Origin of the sequence: Bacillus cereus group sp. MYBK108-1 (assembly GCF_051917185.1) — a bacterium.
GTDB classification, from domain to species: domain Bacteria; phylum Bacillota; class Bacilli; order Bacillales; family Bacillaceae_G; genus Bacillus_A; species Bacillus_A cereus.
Map to the genome: position 1 here is coordinate 751,072 of NZ_JBQAHZ010000001.1, position 22,583 is coordinate 773,654.

A 22,583-nucleotide genomic window follows, 5' to 3' on the forward strand; every position below is an offset into this window, starting at 1 on the left:
AACGCCTTGTTTTTAATCCCTATTCAGCAATCGCATACGATAGCAATTCATCGTCACTTCTCCAAGTCGTTGTAATAATTGATAGTTCGCATATGCGCCGACCGGGGCACCGATTACTGGGACGAGCTGAAGCATTTTTGCTAAATCGATATAGTCTCGGTATTCTGTTTGGAACTTTTCCCAGTCCATATGATTTTCTTTTTCTGTATCCCACGTTTCGATTGCTTTCCATATTTCTTTTCTGTGATCGTCACTTGAAAAGGCAAGTTGGAAAACGTGAAGGATAAAAAGACGCTCTTCTTGTTTACTCGTATCAAATCCGTACAATGTCGCTGCATCGAATAAAAATTTAATTTTAATTGTAAGTAAAAGCGGAAAGTCAGCAAGACCGAGGAGAATACCACCAGCTCCAGTCCCTGCTCCTTCTGCCGCTGCTATTTTTTTGTACTCATCCATTTTTTTACGAACTTCATCGTCACGTCTTTGCAGTGACCATGTCGTCTCTTTTAGCTTCGGCTTTATAAAGTTTGACCCGGCGCTAATCGTTTGCACCATCATACGAATCGTCTCTGTTAGTACCTTTTGTACTTTCGCCGGAATGAGCTGTTGCACCTTCGTCTGCACTTTTTTGGAGAACCGTGTCATCATAGAAGAATCTTTCATGAATGTAGCTTTCCACTGCTCCAATTCTTTTATAACCTTCTCTTCGTATGTAATCATAGGTTCATTCCTTTCAATTTAAACGCTCAATGCGCTTCGCCCCGTATTGGTAAACGAAACCGATACTAAATAATATGCTTACGATAAGTAAAATTCCTGTCATCATGAAATCTTTCGTTGCTAGTGCAAATATAACTGTAAAGATTACGCTTCCGATGATTAGAATCGCGTTTAATAAAGCAAGAAAATCTTTCTTCTTCTCTTCTCCCCCTACTGGATACAAATCAAGCCAAATTTTCATGCGATGATGTTTCCATAAAGTTAATAGCTGATAACCGATTAAGTATAGGAAGATAAGGCTTACGATAAATCGTCCATATAAAAATGGAATGAAGTAAAGAATTACTCCGCCAAGAGCGAGCAGACGCACATATAATCCAAAATAATTACCAGATCTTAAAAATGTTCTCGTATATAAGTATAAATATGTACGCTTTTCGCCTATCATCGACAGAATGAAATCTAGCCATTTTCTGCGGGCTACTCTTTCTTTTAATGCTGGTACATCAACGAACATGTTCGCAATGCGGTACAGTAGCATCATCTTCTTACCTTCTTCGGAAATTAAATACTCCCAGTTTAGTGGCTTTCCTTTGACCATTTGATGCATGATAGCAAGGTATAACACCATGAGAAGGACGATTCCACCAATGAAAAGAACTGAAGTACGTTCTACAAGGAAATATACAAATAAACCGTTTAGGATAAAACGAATAAACCAATCAGCCCTTTGTATATTTTGATCTGTTAAAAATGACTTTTCCCACGCTACAAATAAATTCCACGCTTTTACAATGACAAATGCGAGTACGATCCATATGTAGCCAGCTCCTGTTTGCTTCATTTGTTGGAAGTATAACGGAGCAAGCGCGGCTGCTACGATTGCGATTATGTATAACTGAATCATAAATGTAAAAAGAAATGCCTTTGTGAAGTAAGGTTTTAACTTTTCTTCAACTGGCAGTAAGTAAACGAGATCCGCTTCTTTTAATAACGTTTGAATGGATCCAGCCGTTAACAAGAGTCCAATTAATACTGCCATTACGAGCGCAGTTGGAAACGAAGTTGTTAACGTTTGTAACCATTGCTGGTAATAATACGCTCCCGCACCGATGATGAACACGAAAATAAATTTCAAATGATCATTAAATACGTATTTACTATATGTACGAACTTCTTTTAGAAAGTGACGAAATCGTTCTTTCCATAACGCTGTGCTATTCATAATCTTCTTCCTTTGTTAGCGCGATGTAAATATCATCTAACGTTGCACCTGGCATATTAAACTGTGATTGCAGTTCAGATAGCGTTCCCTTCGCTCTTACTTCACCTTGATGCAAAATAATGAACGAATCACAATAACGCTCTGCCGTCGCTAAAATATGTGTGCTCATTAAAATACCGGCACCACTCTTTTTCATTTGGTCCATCATTTGAAGAAGGGATTGAATCGCTAACGGATCTAATCCAACGAAAGGTTCATCTACTATGTAAAGAGATGGCTCCACTAAAAATGCGCTCATAATCATTACTTTTTGTTTCATCCCTTTTGAGAAATGAGATGGAAACCATTTTAAACGATTTTTCATACGAAACTCTTGTAGTAGTTGTCCTACACGTTCTTCATATTGTTTTTCATCAACGCCATACGCCATAGCTGTTAATTTCAAATGCTCTTCTAACGTTAATTCATCATATAATACCGGCGTTTCCGGAATAAATGAAAAGCTAGAACGGTACGCTGTCATATCATCACGAATTGTTTTCCCATTAATTGTGACAGTTCCTTTTTTCGGTTCCATTAAACCGATAATATGTTTAATCGTCGTACTTTTACCAGCTCCATTTAAACCGATTAAGCCGACAAGTTCGCCTTTATTAACAGAGAACGAAACTTCTTTTAATACAGGTCGTTTCGTATATCCTCCCGTAACATTTTCTACACGCAATAACTCGCTCATACGACACCACTTTCTTCATTAGTATTCATTCTATATTCATCTTACCAAAAATTATGCTGTACTACATAGTATCCATGTACTCAAAAAAATTTTTAAAATTTATTAGCATATATTTTCCCGAAAGCGGACATCATAATTATTGAAGAAGGAACACATTGAAAAAGCAACCACCAATTGATGAGTACAACAACATAGTGAAGTCATCATGAAATGGGGTGTCCAAGTTGGACAATGAAATTTACACATAACCAGATCATTTGTTTCATTTTCGAAACGGGGTGTCTCTGAAAGAGCATATACTGTTTTAAAAAATAAACAATTTCATTTTAAAAAAGATTGCAATTCATTTCACTTGAAAATGGGGTGTCTGCGGCAGAAACTTTAGCCGATTTACCGTGCATTTCTTAAATAAATGAGGTGTCTGCGAAACGTAAATTACGATAATGCTTTTTCAATCCCTCTTCAGAAAACAGGAAGCTGAGTCAGCTTCCTGTTTTTCGTGTTTGTTCTCTTATGTAATTATGGTAAAATACGGCTAAGGATATTTGAAAGGATGAGATCAATGAATCATACAGCAGACAATTGTATTTTTTGTAAAATCATTGACGAGCAAATCCCTTGCTCAAAAGTATACGAAGATGAACATGTGCTTGCATTTTTAGATATTAGTCAAGTAACAAAAGGACATACTCTTGTTATTCCGAAAGTTCACAAACAAGACATTTTTGCGTTAACGCCAGAAATCGCATCACATATTTTTTCTGTCGTTCCAAAAATCGCAAATGCGATTAAAGCAGAGTTTAATCCAGTTGGCTTTAACCTACTTAACAATAACGGTGAAAAAGCTGGACAAACTGTGTTCCACTTCCACCTTCATTTAATTCCACGCTACGGTGAAAAAGATGGTTTCGGTGCTGTTTGGAAATCACACCAAAATGAATACACTATGGAAAATTTACAAAACATCGCAAGTACAATTGCAAATAGTGTGAAATAATGACACTATAAGAAGGCGTAATACATAACAAGCCACTTCCCTGAAGTCATCAAATTCCGCATGGCTTGTTTCTTTACTTAAAATGCTCAGGGATGATTGTTTGTGCATAGCACATATAAGAAAGATATGCATATTTTTCCATCATGAATACGAACAAAAAATAAGGAGGCCTCCTTTTATGTCAAAAGCTAAATCCTTTATTACAGGTGTTATTTGCGGCGGAGCAGTTGCTGGACTAGCTGTTCTTTTCTCAACTCCTTCTTCTGGTAAAGACATGCGCGGCAAGTTAAAAGAAAAAGGAAATGATATTAAAAAGACTTTAGCTGATATTACAGCTGATACGAAATTATTAAAACGTCAAATCGTTGAAACTGCTTCAGAAGGTAAAGAAGTGTTCCAAGAATTAAAAGACGATATGCACGATACACTTTCTAACTGGAAGCAAGATATTTCTCAAAACAAGCGCCATATTGAGAAAGAAATTTTGGACATCCAAAAGTCAATTGAGAAACTACAAGAAGCTGTTCCAGAAAAAGCGTAAACAAATTCCTGCTTAGTTTTTTGCATATAACAAATTTTTTTATATAAATTGACCTTGACACGGCATGTCGTATAGATATGCCGTGTTTTTATGCATTTACAATATATGTTATCACTTAACATGTAAGGACAACGTATGTATTCATGACTCATAAAACGCTTCCATAGTTATGCATGATTTGTATAGAATGTCATTTTTCCGAAAAATTTTCACAATTCTCACAAAAAGACTTTATTAATTTTTATTTTACTGGCATAATAGATAGTAATGAAAAAAGAATGTTAAAGTGGGTGAGTAAATGAAAAGTGGAGAAAAAGATTACTCGGTAAAAGAAGCGATGATTTTCAGCCAACGCATTGCTCAATTATCGAAAGCGTTATGGAAATGTGTAGAGAAAGATTGGCAGCAGTGGATTAAACCTTACGATTTAAATATTAATGAACATCATATTTTAACAATCGCTTATCATTTAAAAGGGGCTTCTATTTCTGAGATTGCTAAGTTTGGAGTTATGCACGTATCAACGGCGTTTAACTTCTCTAAAAAGCTAGAAGAACGTGGCTATCTTGTATTCTCAAAAAAGGAAGATGATAAACGAAATACGTACATTGAAATTACAGACAAAGGGGAAGAATTACTACTTCGCTTAATGGAGGAGTATGATCCTGAAAATAATTCAGTGTTTAATGGGGCTCTTGCACTTCGTAATTTTTATGGGAAGTTCCCAGAAAATATCGAACTGATTGCAATCCTGCGTAATATTTACGGACAAGACTTTATCGATATTTTTGAGAAATCATTAGAAGATATTGAAGAGAACTTTACAGAATCCGATCAAAAGTTAGTTAAGAAATAATCTATTTATTTTTTCGCAATCATGCTTAAGAATTCATTCATAAGCGGCTTAAATAAACCTTGTTTTGCTAGCGCTTCCGCAGTTTCGTGTACTTCGAGCTGATGTGGAAGCGCTTTTTCAAATTGATCTAACAGCGCATCGAACAAAAGAAGCCCTTCTGCTTTCTCCACTACATATTGCTCGTTCAGTTTTTCACAAAGATTTAGTATACGTTCAATATCTTTTTTACGAGCTTTTTTCTTTATGATCAAAGAATAAAATGGACACTTCTCTTCATCAATCATTTTAAATAGTAGGTCTACATAGTATTCAGCTTGTTCTAATCTTCTAACAACGTCCATTTTCTCCCTCACTTTCTAACACAAAGTCTTCTATTTCTGAATTTTGTAACACGAACAAAATATCGTGTGATACAATATATGTATATGTATTTTAGCCAAAAGGAGGTCTCGCCTCATGACACTTATAACAGTTGTTTTTGTCGCATTCGCACTTCTTGTTATATTTTACACGAATTTCATGACACATACACTGTGTGAACGAAAACAAATAGCTGCGAGCCGCCAGCCCGGTGTCTTTCGGGTTATTAATGTATGTATAACAATTTTATTAATTTCTAGTTATATAGAAATTATATTTCATGGAAAGTGAGGAAGGAAAGCCCCTTCCTCACTTTTTTCCTCTATAAGCAAATTATACCTACAATAACCAATAAAATAAACAGTACAAGTAATAAAATAAGTTGAGAATTCATCCCCATCCCCTCCTCTATTCTGTATATGCGGCATACGCCCAATATGGCACACTTTCAAAATCTGACACGTACTGGTTAATTTTTCTTTATCAATATGAAAACGCGTCGAAATATGATATATTAAATTTTGTACATATTGCTTATACTATAGAACAAAACATTCATCAAAACTTTATCCTCAGCCACGGTAAGCCCTGTTAAGCGCGCTTTACCAATACAAAAAGCAAAAGTATCAGTGAGACTTAATCGGGCTCTTATGAATTTAAAATTCATCGGTGTAGGATAAATTAAAAATACATAATAGTAGGAGTGTTTATCGAATGAAGAAAGCTATGCTTGCCTTAGCCGCAACAAGTGTAATCGCATTATCAGCATGTGGAACATCATCATCAGACAAAATCGTTACATCTAAAGCTGGTGACATTACAAAAGAAGAATTCTACGATCAAATGAAGACACAAGCTGGTAAACAAGTACTAAACAACATGGTTATGGAAAAAGTACTTATTAAAAACTACAAAGTTGAAGACAAAGATGTAGACAAAAAGTTCGATGAAATGAAAAAACAATACGGTGATCAATTCGATACCCTAATGAAACAACAAGGTATTAAAGAAGAAACTATAAAAAATAGTGTACGTGCTCAATTAGCTCAAGAAAAAGCTATCGAGAAAACAATCACTGATAAAGAACTAAAAGAAAACTACAAGCCTGAAATTAAAGCAAGCCACATTCTTGTAAAAGATGAAGCTACTGCGAAAAAGGTAAAAGAAGAACTTGGACAAGGTAAATCTTTCGAAGAGTTAGCGAAACAATACTCTGAAGATACTGGTTCAAAAGAAAAAGGCGGAGACCTTGGCTACTTTACTGCTGGTAAAATGGTTAAAGAATTCGAAGATGCTGCTTACAAGCTGAAAAAAGATGAAGTAAGCGAACCTGTGAAATCACAATTCGGTTACCACATCATTAAAGTAACAGACATTAAAGAACAAAAACCATTTGATGAAGTAAAAGGCGACATCAAAAAAGATCTAGTTCAGAAGAAAGCACAAGATGCTGCATTCATGAATGATCTTATGATGAAAGAAATCAAAAAAGCTGACGTAAAAGTTGACGATAAAGATTTAAAAGATCTTTTCGAAGAGAAAAAAGCTGACGATAAAAAAGAAGAAAAGAAATAATGAAGTAAAAAGCTTGGGCTTAGGCCTGAGCTTTTTTATGTATCCTCTTCGTTAACGAAAGTTTATTTTTTCATTCGTTTAACTAAAACCATCTTTTATGCATTTCACTTAAAAACATTTCTGTAATTTTAAATCCAGAACTTTCTCCTATAATAGAGTCAATCCCGCAATGCGGACAAACTGCTGTGTTATCATCATCCCACCACTCTGTAATTTTTTTTGAATGAAAAATTTCTAAACAATAGAAACAACCACATATAACATCCTTTTCTAAGTGCTTTCTATTACGAGAACAAAAACGATGTGCTTCCTCAAAATATTTTCCCATCAGTATCCCCCTATTCCTGATTGTTTCTATACTTTACTTAGATCATCCTCGGCAAAATTGCAATTATTTCTTACAGAAAAACAAAAAACCCTTGATTCACAACGCGTGGAACCAAGGGTTTATCTCATCATTATTGATTAAATTAAGAAACTATGTTAAATTAGTACAGAAACACGTTTTCTAAAATACACAGAACGTATTTATCCGTATCTTAATTGTACAACAAAACCTTTCTTCAGTCAACCTCTATTTTTCACTTTTAAAGGAGTGCTTACGTATGAACAAAAAACTTGATCTAGAGCAAAAACGATTGGATACCGTAATCGAAACGATTACGCAGCAAATTGATAAACTGGAAAACGAAACTGGCAGACGCCGGACAGAAGTAATCAACATCCGTAAACACTTTTGGGATGATGTGAAAGTGAATACAGATACTTTTGACGATTACCTTGAAACAGTTATCAACTTAAGACAACAAGCTCAATCACTAGCTGTTACACAAATCACCCATAAACACACCTTTAATCGACTTGCCGCGCTGCGACGTATGCAAAAAGCACCTTACTTCGGACGCATCGATTTTACTGAAGAAGGCGAACCTGCCGCAGAACAAATCTATATCGGTGTTTCTACCCTTACTGATGCAAGCGGAGAAAACTTTCTTATTTATGACTGGCGCGCCCCAATTTCAAGTGTTTATTACGACTATCCACCAGGACCGGCTGAGTACAACACACCAGGCGGCGTAATTCGCGGTAATGTGGAGAAAAAATTACAATACATTATTCAAAATGGCGAGATTGATTCTATGTTCGATACGAGCCTTACAATTGGCGATGAAATCTTGCAACAAGCGCTCGGAAAAGGTACGAACAAACATATGCAGAGCATCGTCGCTACAATTCAGCGTGAACAAAATGAAATTATTCGTCACGATGAAGGCCGACTCCTTATCGTGCAAGGAGCTGCTGGTAGTGGTAAAACATCAGCTGCCCTGCAGCGAATCGCCTACTTACTATATAAATATCGCGAATGGCTAAAAGCGGATCAAATTATTCTCTTCTCCCCTAACTCTATGTTCAATAGCTACGTTTCTAACGTACTACCTGAACTCGGTGAAGAAAATATGCAGCAAGTGACATTCCAAGAATATTTAAATCATAGACTGAGTAAGTCATTTGACGTTGAAGACCCTTATGAGCAATTAGAATATATGCTAACTGAAACAAATAGCCCTACCTATAAAACGAGAAATGCGAGCATCCGATTTAAAGCATCCACTCAATTTTTCGAGATGATTAGAGCGTACAGACAATCTCTTGAATCTTCAGGTATGCTATTTAGAGGAATGAAATTTAGAGGGAAACTAATCGCCTCAGCTAAAGAAATTACAGAGCAATTTTACAATACAGACTCCTCCCTTCGTTTCAATAATAGAATTGAAAAGTTAACGGATTGGCTAAATAAACAAATAGATGCACTTGAAAAAGCAGAACTGAAAAAGCCTTGGGTAGAAGAGGAAATTGAATTACTTAGTAAAGATGAATACCAAAAGGCTTATAAATATTTACAGAAAAAAGGCGAGTTTGACGACAACTCCTTTCAAGACTTTGAGAAAGAAACAAGAGTACTTGGGCGTATGATTGTCCGTAAAAAAATGAAGCCACTTCGTAAAGGCGTTCAAACATTGCGTTTCATCAATTTCACAGGCATATATAAACAGCTCTTCACAGATGCATCATGGGTTACTGGGGAAAAACCGAAAGAGTGGGATGACATTTGCTCATTAACAGTAAACATGCTTGATGAAGGAAAGCTATATTACGAGGATGCGACTCCATTTTTACTTTTAAAAGAATTAATTGAAGGCTTCCAAACGAACAGATCGATTAAACACGTACTCGTAGATGAAGCGCAAGATTACTCTCCGTTCCAGTTCGAGTTTTTAAAACGTCTCTTCCCTGCTGCAAGAATGACGGTACTCGGAGACTTTAACCAAGCGATATTTGCCCATGCGAGTGAAACGGTGAATTTCGATACACTTACGAATTTATACGGGCCAGACGAAACAAACGGCATTAACTTAACTCGTAGCTATCGCTCAACAAAACCGATTATTGAATTTACACGTGCTCTCGTACCGGAAGGGAAGAACATTCACGCCTTTGAACGTGACGGCGCGAAACCTACAGTGACGAAAGTAGCTAATCACAACGAACTACACGAACATATTACTGCTAAAGTTGCTGCACTACAAACAGAGCAGCACAATACGATCGCAATCATCTGTAAATCCGCAGCTGAAAGCGCCGCTGCCTACGAAGCACTTAGTCATATCGAGAATATTAAACTTGTGAAAAGTAACTCAGCCGAGTATGAGCAAGGCATTGTCGTGATCCCTGCTTACTTAGCGAAAGGTATCGAATTTGATGCCGTTATTATTTACGATGCTTCTAAAGATGTGTACAGTGATGAGAGCGTTCGTAGATTGTTCTATACTGCTTGTACGCGCGCGATGCATGAGTTGCACCTTTATAGCGTTGGTGAGGTTAGTCCTTTTGTGCTTGGGGCTGATTCGGATAGTTTTGAACTTATAACGAAAACACCTTGATGATTCAAGGTGTTTTTCTCATTCTAAACGACATATCTTTACGCCGATATACACTTAGCACGATTCCAATTATAAATGCGTGAAACAGAGTTGGTACTAATCCATAACTAATAAAAGGTAATGATATAGAAACGCGTGGTAATAATCCTAAAATCATGCCCACGTTATAAATGAAATGGAATACAAAAAGAGTTACTCCACCAACGAGTAGCAATTTACCATATCGATCGTTTATTTTATAAGATATGGTCATTATTCTTACTGCAAAAAGAGAAAGAATCACGACAAGAACTAGCGCAAGCACATATCCATAATAGTAAGTCAAACTTGCAAACACAAAATCAGTATGGGTAGCAGGGATAGACTTTATATTTCCATATGTACCAAACCAACCTGCCGATGACATCGCCTCTTTTAAACGTAAATACCATTGATCATGTTCTGGGTTTAAAAAACCTAAAATTCTAGCTATCCGGTATTCTTTTACGGCAGACCAGGAAAATAAATCCCTAATAATAAAGAAACAAATCGGTAACATTGTAATGAGCCATGCCGTTTTCTTTCCTAGCCTACTCCACCAAAGCATAACAAATACCATCGTGATATAGATGAACAGTGGTAAAAGAGTTGATGTAGTTAGAAATAAATATAAAGAAAATAAATACAACATGAGAAGATGTATAAACTTTAATCTACTGTTATTGAAAAAAGAAGCCCAGGCTAGAAGGAAGAATGGTATTGTCATTAGACAGTCAATTATGATGGAACCAATTTTCATTAATGGCTCACCATTCAAAAAAGCAGTAGGAAAACACTTTATTATTAACAAGATAAGTACACCAATTGTATAAAACAGCCACCCGATTCTCTCTAACTTCCGATAATCAAATAGCATCATCCCAATCGCTGTTGTAACACCGAGAATTACAAATATCACCTTATTCATTAATAAGTCAGCATGTCCAAGCGCTATAACTGGCAAAAACCCTAGCCCCATCGCAGCCACTAATAAACCAATTAAGAACCAATCAACCTTTGGCTTATGTAGTTTATTAAGTTCCTGGCCAAGCTTAATTGGACTTCCCATTTGTTCAACAGCCTTATCTTCAGCAACTTCCTCACTTAAGCCTTTCTCTACCCACATATTTTTCGTCTGTTTCAAATGAAAATCTAGTTCCGTTGCTACTAAGTCCTTCGCTTCTTTTGATTTAATATGGTTCGTAACTTCTTTTAAAAAACGCTCCCCTTTTTTGTTCAATTTTTTCTCACTCCTGTACTAATCCTTTTAATATAAATCGTGCCTTCGTAGCATTCTTCTCTGCCTTTCGCAGCATCTTGTTTCCTTTATCATTTAATTGATAATATTTAGCTCCTGCGTGATCCCAGCTAGATTGGATAAAGCGATTCTGTTCTAAACGATGTAATAAAGTGTATAGAGACCCTTCATCACCTTCGAATTTTTGAATTCCTCTCCCTCTTAGCAACTGCATCAATTCATAACCTGATTTTTCATTCATAAGAAGTTGTAACACTGCTAAAAGGATATCTTCTTCCTTTTCAGACGATTGCTTAATTTTTTCGCGCACCTGCTTCTGGTGTTGATCAGAAAAACTCAAATGTTTAAACGTTGTGTTCTCCATTGATTTTCGCAAGCCTTGTAATCGATCTTCCATTTGATTATTCCTCCAATCCTTCCTTCAAAAGTTCCTTCGCTTTTTTTAGTCTCGTTTTTATCGTATTTTCCTTTACGTCTATTACCATAGCAATCTCTTTAATTGAAAGCTCTTCATAATAAAATAGATAAATCACTTCTCGATATTTTATCGGTAAATTCATTACTGCAGAAGCGAGCTCACGGTCCTCCGCATTTTGAATAACAGTTTGTTCGACACTATCATTTTGAATCCCAATATACGCAAATTCATCCTCTGTAACGATTACCTTTTTGTTATACCAACTTTTTATATAGTCCTTACAATGATTGATCGCAATTCTCCATAACCACGTTTTCACATTCGATTTCCCTTTATATGTATGAAGAGATTTATAGCATTTCACAAATATATCTTGCGTTACATCCTCAGCAACCTCTTTATTGTTTACATATGAATACACAAGTTGCAGGACTTCTTGTCCATACTTGTTCATAATTTCATCGATAAGAAGTTCCTTATCTTCTATTTCAAACGCTTCTATCGTTAATTCATCCATAGCATTCCCTCCTTCCCATATATTAGACGATGCAACCTATGGAAAAGTTTTATAAATTCATAAAAAAATTCGGCTGACAATGTTCATACCGTTTTGTTACACCTTTATAGATGAACTACCTCTTTAACTTCCACATAATATTTTTAATCACGCTTATACTATACTTACTTAAAGTTACACTTCATTTACTTGTAGAAGATAAGCTTCTTTTTTCAAAATTAAGTTTTAATCTATATTCACTTTCACAGGATATGTTATTTCAATTGACACTGTATACATACTCGTGGCAGATACCGCTACACAAAAGGAAGCACTTTCCTACTCAGAGATGGAAGCAATAAAATTCATTCCAAATAAACTATTAAAAATCCCCATCGAAAAAAATAGGAATTATCAATTGGGAGATAAACTCGTTATATCCTTCGGCGTAACGACTAAATCTACACCACCAATCGCAAAGGATGCTATCGTTGAAAAAATACCTAATGAATAGTACCTTAGGAACTTTTGATTCCATCAATTGCTCCATTCTTTTTAAAATAACCTTTTTATAAAATCACTTTCTTAGCAAATTGCATATAATGAACCGAATAGTCGTTACAATACATTCACTTAAAGAGCGCCTCTCTCCCAAGGCGCTCTTTAAGTTTGCAATAAGGATTTTGTGTTAGTTTTCCATCGTCAAGATTCTCCTCATCGCTAAATGAAAAAGAGAACCCATTTCATTGAGTCCTCCTTCTTTCTAACACTCACTTAAAGAATCTAATATTTCATGGCCATACAAAGATGGCTTGATAATATCAAAACCAATAAATTCTTCATACTTCTTATCTGCAAAATAAAATACAACATTTTGAAATAACACTTTTTGCAAATAATTATCCTGAGAAACTCTAAATGAGTATATGTATGCATTATCGTTTGAAGCTTTCTTTTTATATATTTTACTCATATTTGTTAATTCTTTTAATTTATGAGCATTTTCTCCAAAAAACTCAATCCCTACTATACGATCAAATTGATCTATATCTAAATTTAGTTTTGGATTTTCTTCCAATTCTTCAGTCGATTCAATCTCAATTTCTGAAGTGAATGGAATTACATATAGATATGCCATCTGAATTTCAGAATCATACGTAATTAATTTTTTCATGCTACACCTCATATCTTATTATAGCGGTCTCCATCTTGTTTTTGGATTTTTTTGTTTATAGGTAGTTGTAAAAGTTCCTCCTTTTTTCCCTACAGCTACACCCCCAAAATGATAAACAGTTGAATTATGGTCAGGATCATAGTATTTCTTCCCTTTGGCAATTGCGTTATATACCTGAGTAGCTGAAATACCTCTCTCATGCATTCTTTGAGCTAAATGATAAGCTGGCACACCATACTTTTTAATTAATTGAGCTACCGTTCTAAGTAACGCCGCAATTACAACTGGGTTTCTTTGAATTTCAAATTCATTGATAATATGTTCTGGCTGTTCTAATAAAGATTGCTCAAATGAGATTTCTTCTTCCTGTTTTAACAACGTAGCTAAATCAAAATCTGGATTAATTGTATCAATATACATTAAAACATCATCATTTAATTCCGTTTCCGAGATATCAAGATTCAGCAATTCTTCGTCAGTTAAACGATTCTCTGCCGCCTCAGCAAAAGTCCCTCCAATAAAACTAAACAACATTAAGAACGCTAAAAGACTTGAAATTATTTTTTTCATAATACATCTCCTTCTTGACATTTTTCTAACAAACTAAATATTACAGATTTAATATATTAAATACAAGTATGGTATTTAATGTACTTATTGGTATAATAAGGTGTATAATAACTAATGTTTTATATAGTGTAATATAAAGGATATTAATATTAAAACAACCTTTCATGAACTGACGTTCACTGTCCCCTTCAGGTAGTGTTTTATTTTACGCTAACGCAGCTACCTGTTCTTGTTGGTCTACAGGAATTACAGCTCTGTTAATGCTTTTTCTAATTCAGCTGTGTATTTCATTTGAACACTTTTATCATTTACAGTACTAAAAACATTCTTTACGCATGTATAACGCCAGTAAGATTAACCATTTTATAACGGAGTGATTCGAAGGTTTTGGAATTTATAACAAGCACACCTTGAGTAACCAGAAAGAATATCATAAAATAATTTTGTATGTAAAATTGAATTTATAATATATTAGAAAAAAATAATATAAATTTAATTAAGTGGGATCTCAACAGTGAATTTCACCATTCAAAAACATTGTCGGTTTCCTACTCACAACTAGATGCAAATCAATTTCTAGCAGTATTCTCCAGATTTACAAGAGGGTACAATACATTCGAGTAAATCTAGATAGCAACAATAATAGTTTGGGAGGAAATAGATGTGAATGATTTAACAGGTTTTATTATATATTTATTAATAATGTTTATACTAATTCCCGTTCCAGTATATTTTTTAGTAACTAAGATTGTAGTCCCTATTTTAGAAAAGATAAGTAAATTTATGTCATCATTTTTAATTAAAAGCTTCAAAAAACAACTATCCGGATTCCTGATAGTTATAGAAGTTATAATGTTAGTTGCGACAATTTGGTTTATTTATACCACTTTTGATACACTTCTATTCAAAAGTGAACAAGCGATAAATAAATTTGTTTACGTATGTTCAATTTATTTAACAGTAATTATATTATTTGGAAGCACTTTATCTAATTTACGAGCACACGGTGTAGAGTACAAAGGCATAATTGGAAAACTATCAAAAAAAATTGCTTATAAAAATTTTTATATTATAAACCGAATACAAAATTCTTCTAAAACCCTTTATACATTTTTGTTATATGATTTAATTTTGTTTGTAATAATAGTCGGAATCACTACTTTCCATAATATCTCGATACATCTATTTTATATTTTTTGTTTAAGTATCCCTATTTTTTTAGTTATGTTTGTTTATTTAACAAGAAATAAAGTAGAACAAAATGTCAGGCGAATTATAAGTTACTTTTTAATCATTATTTTAGTAATCTTGAAAAGTTTTAAAGATTTTAGTGTATTAATAGAACTCGATATTCCAAATCCAATCACAGATTATATGACATGGATTTCTATAACAATATTTACTGCTATGGATAGATTTATAAAAGCTATTATAGATGATCGTAATGATTGGAAAAAAGAGCTTGAAGATATTAACGATGGTGAAGAGCAAAAAGATAAGCAACATAAAGAAACTCAAATTAACCAGCAACCTGTTATTACTCCTGTAAACCATAGTGAAAGACGCTTACTTACTGACGAACTAAAAGAAACTTATATCATTTTTGAAAATGGCATTCCGAAAGTTGAATTAACAAAATCTGATGCTACATTTTTGATGGAACAACTTAATGAAATTAAAGAAAAGAAACGTAACTCAAATGAAAACCTTAACTTGTAGGCGGTCACAAATAAGTTGTATATGACAAAACACGCTTTACACACTACCCAACCATTTAAAACTAGGGCTTTTTATCTATATGTCTTGTTCCCTATTTTAAAACATAATACAATGAATACGTAACTTAATAAGCTATAACTAGTAGGTGTGGCAATCATCTCTTCCATTTTGAAAAAAGGGGGGAGGTGATAATATGATCGCGATGTTTGTAATTAAATTAGTGTATGGTATCCTAACCGGAGCTGGCGTTGTCATCGGTAGAAGATACGTCGGTCCATGGCTAATTTCTGTATACAAAAAAGCGAGAACCACCCTGCTTCGTGGAAAAAGTAAGGGCGGTTCTCGGCTAAAACGTTAATGTAATTGTCTTATAACCGCACCTACTACCACCACAATAGCAAGTTAGGTTACACAAGGCAGAAGTTTCTCAGGCTTCTGTCTTCTTTATTTTATGCAAAATTCATACTAAATACTCTATCATCATTGTAACACATTTTATTTATTTTTAGTCAAGAGAAAAAACCACCTAAAGGCTCCCCTTCAGGTGGTTCTCTATTTTATGCTAACGCAGCTGCCTGTTCTTGTTAATCTACAGGAATTACAGCGTCTGTTAGTGCTTTTTCTAGTTCAGCTGTATATTTCATTTCCACACTATTATCATTAATAACGCTATAAAGACATATACAGTGGTGAAAGCCTTCTTAGATCTGGAGAATTTTGAGTATGATAAATAATACCTTAATTCGTTCAAAACTTACAATAATGATGGCCTATTATTTATTATCTTGATTTAATTCTATAGAAACCTTTCTTTTCCCTATTCGATTTGCAAAAGGAACAAAAATAATAAACGCCATTCCTAACATAACTCCTACAATCGTATTCACAAAAATAAAATCAATATATACTTTCCCATGATCAATTAAACTAATAGCATATGTTAATAGAATCCCGGCAAAAGTACCAAGTATTAATCCTATAAGGATATATAGAATAACTTGTGTCATTATGACCCTTATAATCCCTCTTTTATCAATACATATCGTCCTTAAAACAGCAAATTCTTTTCTTTTTGAATTTATATTATTAATAAGAGTATTAAATACTCCTAACATAACACTAAACACCATTACTATCATCACTACAATAAATATGGACCATCTTTGATAAAACATTTGTTTTGCCTTTTTGACCGACTGTTCATAGCTATTGATTTGTAATTCTGGATACTGTTTTTTTAATTCTTCTAATTGTTTCAAGGTATATTTTTCATCGTTGGAGCTAATAAATAAACGACTAAATACAGTGAAATCTGTATTAAATTCTTTATTTCTCCAATCCATATACATTTCTACATTTGAGCCAGATAATTTTTGAACGATTTCCCCCACAACAACTCTTCCATTCTCTTCTATTTTTTGTGAGGATTCTGAGTACATACCAAGAACAATACTATCCCCTACATGAAGATCATGTTGTAGCGCAAAACCTTTAGTAATAACAACCTTTTTTTCCACATTTGTAGAAAGAAGTGGAAGTAAATTTTGTTTCCCCATCTCCTTTAAATCAGCTAATGCATAATTAAAAGAAACATATTGATCGCCTTTCTTCAATTCTGCAGAAACAAAATTACTTAGCGTGCTTACTTCCTTAACACTTTTTATTTTTTTTATCTCCGCTTGCAATTCTGCATGCTTAATTGTTGAATTTTTACTTAAATGACTTTTCACAATAATATTTGTTGGATATTCTTGTTTTAAATATGCTTCTTCATTCTTTTGAATAGTTTTTAATAGTGCCGATCCAAAAACAGCAATAATCATCATTGTACTAATAGTCAAAACAACAAATGTATTCTTTTTTACTTGTGGTATAAGATTCTTAATTGCTACAAATGATGTATTACCAGTAAGATATTTAATGATAGGTAAAGTGCGCGTTAATAACGTTGGAAGATAAATAGGAAACAATATAAATATCCCTAATATTAATAACAGTGATCCAATTAATACAAACGCTACTCTTGTACCTTCTCCATAAGTTACAAATCTTCCTATAAGAATTAGAGCTATACTGATAAAAGTTATGAATTTCCCAAATTTCAAATACTTATTTTTATTAGAAAAATCGACTTTTTCATTGTCCTGCATAATTTTAAATGGCAACACTTTTGCACTCTTATAAGAGGGCAAAAGCATGAATATTTCAATCAATATTGCGCCAAAAATCATGACCATTACTGCTATTTTATAATCAAATCCTAACGAACTAATTTGAAAAGAAAATAATTTTTCCAGCCATTTTTGCAAGAATTGATTACTTATCACAGCTAGCACAAAGCCCAAGATAGTACCAATAATATTAATCAAGCTACATTGAAATAACACAACTTTAAATATTTGTTTTGTTGTCGCTCCAATGGATCTCATAATAGAAATTTGATTTTTATATTTATATAAAAACAATTCAAAATTAGAAATAATCATTAATGAAGTAACAACAAGCATGAGTACCGACAAAATAATCATAAATATATTTAATGAGGCTAGATTACTCTTTAAAAATTCATCTTCTTCTGTTACATCAATTCGTAAGTCCGAATCAATTTCTCTAATTTGATTAGCTAATGTTAGTACATCTTCATTTTCTTTCATCTTAATTAAAACATAAGTGGCTTCAATATTTTTACTATTCTTTTCCTGCATAAGTCGTTGAACTGTATCTTTAGATAATATAATTATATCAGGAGGCATCCCCGTTGCATCTAAATCTGTCAATAACTCTTTTATCTTATATTGTTTATTTTCTATTAAAATACTATCCCCTATTCGAACCTTCAATACTTGAGCTAATTCTTTATTAATTATCACCTCATTGGATTCTATATTCTCATTAAAATGATATTTACTTTTTGTTAGTACATCATTTTGAACCCCAACTGTATACATATTTGTGTTTAAACTATCTACTTTTAAACGTGTAACCAAGGCACTCGATGATTGTTTAATACTTTTTGAGGATGTAATTTTATCTAATAGGGACTTATCCATGACTTTTGTTTGATCACTACTGTAACCAACTGATAAATCCATATCTCCATATATCTGTTTAACTTTATTTTCTATTGAATGTCTAGCATTTACCGAGAAAGTTCCCATTGTGATAATTAAAGAAATGGACAACATCACACTAACAATTGATGACAATGCAATAAATTTATTCGCTCTAAAAAAACGTAATGCTATTCCCCTAATAGATCTAATCATTGCACTTTCTCCATCAACGCTTTAAACTTCTCTAAAATATTTTCCATATCGACCGGTCCATTATCACATACATAATTGTCCACAATTTTTCCATCATGGAAAAAAATCACGCGATCTGCGTATGTTGCTACATTGGGATCATGTGTAACTAAAACCATACTTTGATTTAATTTTTTTTTCATCTCTACTAACATTTTTAAAAGTTCTGTAGTTCTATTAAAGTCTAAATTCCCAGTTGGTTCATCAGCTAATACGATAGGTGGTGATGTAATTAATGCTCTTCCGATAGCAACACGTTGCTGTTGCCCCCCTGAAAGTTGAACTGGTCGATGATTAGACCAGTTTTCCAAACCAACTAGTTCTATCATCTGCTGTACCTCAGTGTCTATTTCCTCTTTTTTTATATCTTTTAAAATAAGCGGTAATGCAATATTTTCTTTAACTGATAAATCTTTCAATAAATTAAATGATTGAAACACAAACCCTATATTCTCACTCCGGTATTTTGTCGCATATGGTTCAGTAAACATATTATTTTTCACTTCCCCATTTAACAAAATAGTGCCTTCATCTGGACTATCTAAAGCACCTAATATGTTAAGTAATGTACTCTTTCCTGAACCACTTGTTCCCATAACTGCAAGTAACTCACCTCTATATAAATCAAAGGATACATTTTTTAGCGCTTTAACTTCATAGCCAACGCCCTTATAAGTTTTACACAAATTTTTCACAGATAATAAAAACTGACTCTTTTCCATAATACACCTCAATGTCTTAAATCGAATTTTGCGTTATTTGTTCCTCATACCATTTGGCTTGTGATAAATACATTTCATAATACACTCCACGTTTATTCATCAACTCATCGTAGTTTCCCTCTTCAACTATATTCCCATTGTCCATTACAATAATTCTATCTGAATACTTTGTAGGTCCTAATCTATGAGAAATAGTTATTGTCGTTTTATTTTCAGATAATTTGTTGAAAAGTTCAAAAATTTTCATCTCACTTAGTGGATCTAATGCTGCAGTAGGCTCATCTAAAATAATTAAATCTGAATCTTTCAAGAACCCTCTTGCAATAGCTAATTTTTGCCACTCTCCACCAGATAACTCTCTCCCATCTGGTATTTCTCTAGTTAAATATGTATCCAGATTAAATTGATAATTTTTTACTTTCTCATATAACCCTACCTTTTGTAGTGCATTATATAATTCCTGATCATCGTTTAACTTCTTTAGATTCCCAAATCCTAAATTTTCTCTTAAACTAAATTTATATTTATAAAAATCCTGGAAAATTGCTGCTACTCTTTCAAAATAAGTTATTTTATTAATATCTTTAATATTTTTTTCGTTTACTCTAATTTCACCATCACTTACATCATAAAGGCCTAAAATACATTTAACTAGTGTAGTCTTTCCAGAACCATTATGCCCTACAATTGAAATATTTTCTCCCTTATTAATCTTTAAGTTTATATTATCCAATACTTTAACATTAGTTTTTGGATAATAAAAACTTATGTTTTTTAAAGATATCTCTTCTACGCTTTGAATTTCTATGGGATCTACTTCTTTTTTATTTTTAACATCGTAATCCAATATTTGCATTAGAGCACTATTATAGATAGCTGTCTCAAAAATCGAACCTAGATGAGAACCAATTGAACCAAATATTGATTGCACAGAAGCTACTGCCCCAAGTAAAGCAACATAGTCACCAATGGATAACTTATTATCAAATATTTGGTATACAAGTATTAAAGATACAACTAAACTAGACACCTGTAACAGTAATGCGGCAATCGATTTAGTTTTGCACTCCCATAAAGCTAAGTTGAGTTTATATTTTTGTATAACTTTAAATAAGTTAGACCATTTATTTAATAAAAAATCTCCCGAATCATTAATCTTTATCTCTCTGATAGCACTTTTATCAACAAAAAGGTTATCAGTAAAGCCCAGTTCTCTATCTTTAGCCGCTGTTTCTTTAGTCATTCTATAATTTTTAGACTTTGCTATAAAAATCAAAATAATACCTGGCAATGTAGACAAAAATAGTGCAATGGGTAATATCCAATGGATCGCAAGTAATATCCCACAAATCCCAATTAAAGAAATCAAACTTTGTAAAACCCCTATCAAACTACTAATTACCCTTACACCATTTCCGCTTATTGCTATATTCGCTAAATTTATAGTGTCAAAAAAACTACTATCTTCATATTCTTTTAATGGTATTTTAATCAATTTTGTTAACATTATTTTTTTTAGAACATAATTAACAGTCTGGGTAATACGAGTAAATATATATATTCCTATATTACTTAATACAGAAGAGAAGTACTGCAATAAAAAAGTTACTACCAACAAAATTATTACAACTTCTTGAGCATCAGGGTTATTATGTATATTAGTAATCGTGTCAATGGTTTGTTTATTTAAAATGATTAAAATTGGTGGAATAGTAGCGGTAATAAGTGATAATATACAAAATAAGATTAAACTCAAAGGATGCTCTCTATATATATAACCTAGAAAATATTTCTGAGTTTTTATAAATGCCCAAAATTGATTATGTCTTTTCTCCTTCACTATAATCCTCCTCTCAATTAGCTAGTTTAATTTTTCAAGTTATATAGTTAATCAAGTTTTCTTTAGTAATATGACTATTCTCTTCAACTTTACCACTTTCATCCACTCTCATTGCAAAAGGAAATACATCAATATTGAATTTATTAATAATAATATCTTCATCAATAAATAATGCTCTATCCTTATAAACACTATTGCTCATATATTTGAAATTTTTTTCTGTTTTTATTAAAACTAGTTTAATTTCACTTAGGTAGCTAATATTAAAAACATCTAACGAGCTAAAAACTTTATTACATTCTTTGCAATCTAGATCTAAAAAAACAAGTGTATTTTTATTTCCTAATACATTATCGTAAATCCCCTTTACGTCTCCATCAACATTGTTAAAATCAACGTTTGGAATCTTGTCTCCGATTTCTAGTCCCCCCTGAACTACTTGACCCCATTTTAATTTTAAAATTGTAATTATATGTAAGGCTGTTTGTATCGTTATAATAATAAGTAATGAAATTATTATTTGATGATTTATATCCATTATTGCTCCTCCAATTACAACTTAATTAGATAATTTATTAGGAAATATAATTTCAAATATTAATCGAATTAATATTAATGTTATTGTCCAAAATACAGAAATTATAATAATTTCTAGTCCATACATTAAATGCTCCTTATGAGTCAATACTGTGCTTAAATTTGTGCCATTAAATATTATATTTGGAATAATACTAAGCAATAATAGTAGACATTGAATTAATCCACCATAACCAAGTTTAGTCTCTATTATTTTTCCAAAACAAAAACATTTCTTTTGCTTTTTTTCAACAATTACTTTGAAGTTGATTAAAATAAACATGACTATCAAACCTATCGCTATAATATTAATAAACATATTATTATTAAAAATAATTAAGGATACACCTAAAAAAATCTCCAGAAAAGGGAATAACATTCCAAATATAGATGCTAATTTTTCAGGCATTAAATTCATTTCAACAATCGATTGAGATGCTTCTTTTATAGCAATCAATTTAAACAAACCCGAAATAAAAAAAAGTAATCCTACAGACACACTAAATATTAATGTTATAACATTCAAAAGCCTAAT

General features: G+C 32.8%; 23 protein-coding genes and 1 pseudogene. 9 read left to right on the plus strand and 15 right to left on the minus strand.

The window, feature by feature from the left end; genetic code table 11:
* Positions 1–12: 12 nt before the first annotated feature.
* From ecsC to ecsA, 3 genes are read right to left on the minus strand one after another with little or no spacing between them, the layout of a single operon-like run.
* The gene (gene ecsC, locus ACTFSL_RS03880; RefSeq protein WP_000634142.1) at positions 13–720 is read right to left on the minus strand and encodes an ecs operon protein EcsC; all 708 of its coding nucleotides are present in this window, start codon (positions 718–720) and stop codon (positions 13–15) included.
* Positions 721–733: 13 nt separating this feature from the next.
* A complete protein-coding gene (gene ecsB, locus ACTFSL_RS03885; RefSeq protein WP_440041195.1) occupies positions 734–1,945 on the minus strand; it encodes an ABC transporter permease EcsB in 1,212 nt (403 codons plus the stop codon).
* Complete coding sequence (gene ecsA, locus ACTFSL_RS03890) at positions 1,938–2,681, minus strand: ABC transporter ATP-binding protein EcsA (protein WP_113304915.1); 744 nt, start codon at positions 2,679–2,681, stop codon at positions 1,938–1,940. The genes ecsB and ecsA overlap by 8 nt, the downstream gene beginning before the upstream one ends.
* 562 nt (positions 2,682–3,243) lie before the next feature.
* On the opposite strand from ecsA, the gene ACTFSL_RS03895 reads away from it, so the two are divergent.
* From ACTFSL_RS03895 to ACTFSL_RS03905, 3 genes are all read left to right on the plus strand, one after another.
* Positions 3,244–3,678, plus strand: a complete 435-nt coding sequence (locus ACTFSL_RS03895) for an HIT family protein (protein ID WP_410992655.1) — start codon at positions 3,244–3,246, stop codon at positions 3,676–3,678.
* Positions 3,679–3,856: 178 nt separating this feature from the next.
* A complete protein-coding gene (locus tag ACTFSL_RS03900) occupies positions 3,857–4,219 on the plus strand; it encodes a YtxH domain-containing protein (protein WP_000030300.1) in 363 nt (120 codons plus the stop codon).
* 298 nt (positions 4,220–4,517) lie between these two features.
* Complete coding sequence (locus ACTFSL_RS03905) at positions 4,518–5,075, plus strand: HTH-type transcriptional regulator Hpr (protein ID WP_000834924.1); 558 nt, start codon at positions 4,518–4,520, stop codon at positions 5,073–5,075.
* Between the two features lie 5 nt (positions 5,076–5,080).
* Here ACTFSL_RS03905 and ACTFSL_RS03910 read toward each other — a convergent pair whose 3' ends face one another.
* Positions 5,081–5,416 (minus strand): DUF1878 family protein, encoded by a 336-nt coding sequence (locus ACTFSL_RS03910; RefSeq protein ID WP_000383655.1) that lies wholly within the window; start codon positions 5,414–5,416, stop codon positions 5,081–5,083.
* Positions 5,417–5,531: 115 nt separating this feature from the next.
* On the opposite strand from ACTFSL_RS03910, the gene ACTFSL_RS03915 reads away from it, so the two are divergent.
* Both ACTFSL_RS03915 and prsA read left to right on the plus strand, forming a co-directional pair.
* On the plus strand, positions 5,532–5,726 hold the full coding sequence (locus ACTFSL_RS03915; protein WP_000172690.1) for a hypothetical protein: 195 nt from the start codon (positions 5,532–5,534) through the stop codon (positions 5,724–5,726).
* A gap of 423 nt (positions 5,727–6,149) precedes the next feature.
* Positions 6,150–7,010, plus strand: coding sequence for a peptidylprolyl isomerase PrsA (gene prsA, locus ACTFSL_RS03920; protein WP_088338555.1), 861 nt, complete (start codon positions 6,150–6,152; stop codon positions 7,008–7,010).
* An 82-nt stretch (positions 7,011–7,092) separates the two neighbouring features.
* On the opposite strand, the gene ACTFSL_RS03925 is transcribed toward prsA, so the two are convergent.
* A complete protein-coding gene (locus ACTFSL_RS03925) occupies positions 7,093–7,338 on the minus strand; it encodes a cytoplasmic protein (RefSeq protein WP_088338556.1) in 246 nt (81 codons plus the stop codon).
* A gap of 277 nt (positions 7,339–7,615) precedes the next feature.
* Between ACTFSL_RS03925 and helD the strand changes: the two genes are divergently transcribed.
* Entirely contained in the window at positions 7,616–9,952 is a 2,337-nt protein-coding gene (gene helD / locus ACTFSL_RS03930; protein ID WP_440041196.1) for an RNA polymerase recycling motor HelD, read from the plus strand.
* Between the two features lie 4 nt (positions 9,953–9,956).
* Here helD and ACTFSL_RS03935 read toward each other — a convergent pair whose 3' ends face one another.
* Genes ACTFSL_RS03935 through ACTFSL_RS03945 form a run of 3 tightly spaced genes read right to left on the minus strand, consistent with a single transcriptional unit; the run spans position 9,957 to position 12,163 of the window.
* On the minus strand, positions 9,957–11,210 hold the full coding sequence (locus tag ACTFSL_RS03935) for an FtsW/RodA/SpoVE family cell cycle protein (protein ID WP_059304044.1): 1,254 nt from the start codon (positions 11,208–11,210) through the stop codon (positions 9,957–9,959).
* A 7-nt stretch (positions 11,211–11,217) separates the two neighbouring features.
* The gene (locus tag ACTFSL_RS03940) at positions 11,218–11,625 is read right to left on the minus strand and encodes a PadR family transcriptional regulator (RefSeq protein WP_440041197.1); all 408 of its coding nucleotides are present in this window, start codon (positions 11,623–11,625) and stop codon (positions 11,218–11,220) included.
* A gap of 4 nt (positions 11,626–11,629) precedes the next feature.
* A complete protein-coding gene (locus ACTFSL_RS03945; RefSeq protein ID WP_098583930.1) occupies positions 11,630–12,163 on the minus strand; it encodes a sigma-70 family RNA polymerase sigma factor in 534 nt (177 codons plus the stop codon).
* Between the two features lie 238 nt (positions 12,164–12,401).
* On the opposite strand from ACTFSL_RS03945, the pseudogene ACTFSL_RS03950 reads away from it, so the two are divergent.
* Positions 12,402–12,656, plus strand: a pseudogene (locus ACTFSL_RS03950) (DUF3221 domain-containing protein); the annotation flags it as partial.
* 249 nt (positions 12,657–12,905) lie between these two features.
* Here the strand turns inward: ACTFSL_RS03950 and ACTFSL_RS03955 are convergent.
* Positions 12,906–13,316 carry a DUF2283 domain-containing protein gene (locus ACTFSL_RS03955; protein WP_069355158.1) on the minus strand — a complete coding sequence of 137 codons (411 nt, stop codon included), beginning with the start codon at positions 13,314–13,316 and terminating at the stop codon, positions 12,906–12,908.
* An 18-nt stretch (positions 13,317–13,334) separates the two neighbouring features.
* Complete coding sequence (locus ACTFSL_RS03960; RefSeq protein WP_327886655.1) at positions 13,335–13,886, minus strand: hypothetical protein; 552 nt, start codon at positions 13,884–13,886, stop codon at positions 13,335–13,337.
* A 663-nt stretch (positions 13,887–14,549) separates the two neighbouring features.
* On the opposite strand from ACTFSL_RS03960, the gene ACTFSL_RS03965 reads away from it, so the two are divergent.
* Together ACTFSL_RS03965 and ACTFSL_RS03970 are read left to right on the plus strand one after the other, a co-directional pair.
* Positions 14,550–15,605 (plus strand): hypothetical protein, encoded by a 1,056-nt coding sequence (locus tag ACTFSL_RS03965; protein ID WP_440041199.1) that lies wholly within the window; start codon positions 14,550–14,552, stop codon positions 15,603–15,605.
* 193 nt (positions 15,606–15,798) lie between these two features.
* Complete coding sequence (locus ACTFSL_RS03970; protein WP_440041201.1) at positions 15,799–15,963, plus strand: hypothetical protein; 165 nt, start codon at positions 15,799–15,801, stop codon at positions 15,961–15,963.
* A 415-nt stretch (positions 15,964–16,378) separates the two neighbouring features.
* Here ACTFSL_RS03970 and ACTFSL_RS03975 read toward each other — a convergent pair whose 3' ends face one another.
* Genes ACTFSL_RS03975 through ACTFSL_RS03995 form a run of 5 tightly spaced genes read right to left on the minus strand, consistent with a single transcriptional unit; the run spans position 16,379 to position 22,574 of the window.
* Entirely contained in the window at positions 16,379–18,871 is a 2,493-nt protein-coding gene (locus ACTFSL_RS03975; RefSeq protein WP_078404171.1) for an ABC transporter permease, read from the minus strand.
* Positions 18,868–19,632, minus strand: coding sequence for an ABC transporter ATP-binding protein (locus ACTFSL_RS03980; protein WP_000415763.1), 765 nt, complete (start codon positions 19,630–19,632; stop codon positions 18,868–18,870). Before ACTFSL_RS03980 ends, ACTFSL_RS03975 begins: the two co-directional genes overlap by 4 nt.
* Positions 19,633–19,648: 16 nt before the next feature.
* Positions 19,649–21,472 (minus strand): ABC transporter ATP-binding protein, encoded by a 1,824-nt coding sequence (locus ACTFSL_RS03985; protein ID WP_074553962.1) that lies wholly within the window; start codon positions 21,470–21,472, stop codon positions 19,649–19,651.
* 34 nt (positions 21,473–21,506) lie between these two features.
* A complete protein-coding gene (locus ACTFSL_RS03990) occupies positions 21,507–22,010 on the minus strand; it encodes a hypothetical protein (protein ID WP_078186740.1) in 504 nt (167 codons plus the stop codon).
* Positions 22,011–22,031: 21 nt separating this feature from the next.
* Positions 22,032–22,574: a MauE/DoxX family redox-associated membrane protein gene (locus ACTFSL_RS03995; RefSeq protein ID WP_063535823.1), complete on the minus strand. Its 543-nt coding sequence runs from the start codon at positions 22,572–22,574 to the stop codon at positions 22,032–22,034.
* Between the last annotated feature and the right edge of the window lie 9 nt (positions 22,575–22,583).

What these genes read in the sequence shown, in the direction of transcription:
- ACTFSL_RS03960 (WP_327886655.1), bottom strand. Translation starts at nt 13,886, where the DNA reads ATGAAAAAAATAATTTCAAGTCTTTTAGCGTTCTTAATGTTGTTTAGT.
- helD (WP_440041196.1), top strand. Translation starts at nt 7,616, where the DNA reads ATGAACAAAAAACTTGATCTAGAGCAAAAACGATTGGATACCGTAATC.
- ACTFSL_RS03900 (WP_000030300.1), top strand. Translation starts at nt 3,857, where the DNA reads ATGTCAAAAGCTAAATCCTTTATTACAGGTGTTATTTGCGGCGGAGCA.
- ecsC (WP_000634142.1), bottom strand. Translation starts at nt 720, where the DNA reads ATGATTACATACGAAGAGAAGGTTATAAAAGAATTGGAGCAGTGGAAA.
- ecsA (WP_113304915.1), bottom strand. Translation starts at nt 2,681, where the DNA reads ATGAGCGAGTTATTGCGTGTAGAAAATGTTACGGGAGGATATACGAAA.
- ACTFSL_RS03955 (WP_069355158.1), bottom strand. Translation starts at nt 13,316, where the DNA reads ATGAAAAAATTAATTACGTATGATTCTGAAATTCAGATGGCATATCTA.
- ACTFSL_RS03975 (WP_078404171.1), bottom strand. Translation starts at nt 18,871, where the DNA reads ATGATTAGATCTATTAGGGGAATAGCATTACGTTTTTTTAGAGCGAAT.
- ecsB (WP_440041195.1), bottom strand. Translation starts at nt 1,945, where the DNA reads ATGAATAGCACAGCGTTATGGAAAGAACGATTTCGTCACTTTCTAAAA.
- ACTFSL_RS03990 (WP_078186740.1), bottom strand. Translation starts at nt 22,010, where the DNA reads ATGGATATAAATCATCAAATAATAATTTCATTACTTATTATTATAACG.
- ACTFSL_RS03980 (WP_000415763.1), bottom strand. Translation starts at nt 19,632, where the DNA reads ATGGAAAAGAGTCAGTTTTTATTATCTGTGAAAAATTTGTGTAAAACT.
- ACTFSL_RS03895 (WP_410992655.1), top strand. Translation starts at nt 3,244, where the DNA reads ATGAATCATACAGCAGACAATTGTATTTTTTGTAAAATCATTGACGAG.
- ACTFSL_RS03915 (WP_000172690.1), top strand. Translation starts at nt 5,532, where the DNA reads ATGACACTTATAACAGTTGTTTTTGTCGCATTCGCACTTCTTGTTATA.
- ACTFSL_RS03910 (WP_000383655.1), bottom strand. Translation starts at nt 5,416, where the DNA reads ATGGACGTTGTTAGAAGATTAGAACAAGCTGAATACTATGTAGACCTA.
- ACTFSL_RS03970 (WP_440041201.1), top strand. Translation starts at nt 15,799, where the DNA reads ATGATCGCGATGTTTGTAATTAAATTAGTGTATGGTATCCTAACCGGA.
- ACTFSL_RS03925 (WP_088338556.1), bottom strand. Translation starts at nt 7,338, where the DNA reads ATGGGAAAATATTTTGAGGAAGCACATCGTTTTTGTTCTCGTAATAGA.
- ACTFSL_RS03940 (WP_440041197.1), bottom strand. Translation starts at nt 11,625, where the DNA reads ATGGAAGATCGATTACAAGGCTTGCGAAAATCAATGGAGAACACAACG.
- ACTFSL_RS03905 (WP_000834924.1), top strand. Translation starts at nt 4,518, where the DNA reads ATGAAAAGTGGAGAAAAAGATTACTCGGTAAAAGAAGCGATGATTTTC.
- ACTFSL_RS03945 (WP_098583930.1), bottom strand. Translation starts at nt 12,163, where the DNA reads ATGGATGAATTAACGATAGAAGCGTTTGAAATAGAAGATAAGGAACTT.
- prsA (WP_088338555.1), top strand. Translation starts at nt 6,150, where the DNA reads ATGAAGAAAGCTATGCTTGCCTTAGCCGCAACAAGTGTAATCGCATTA.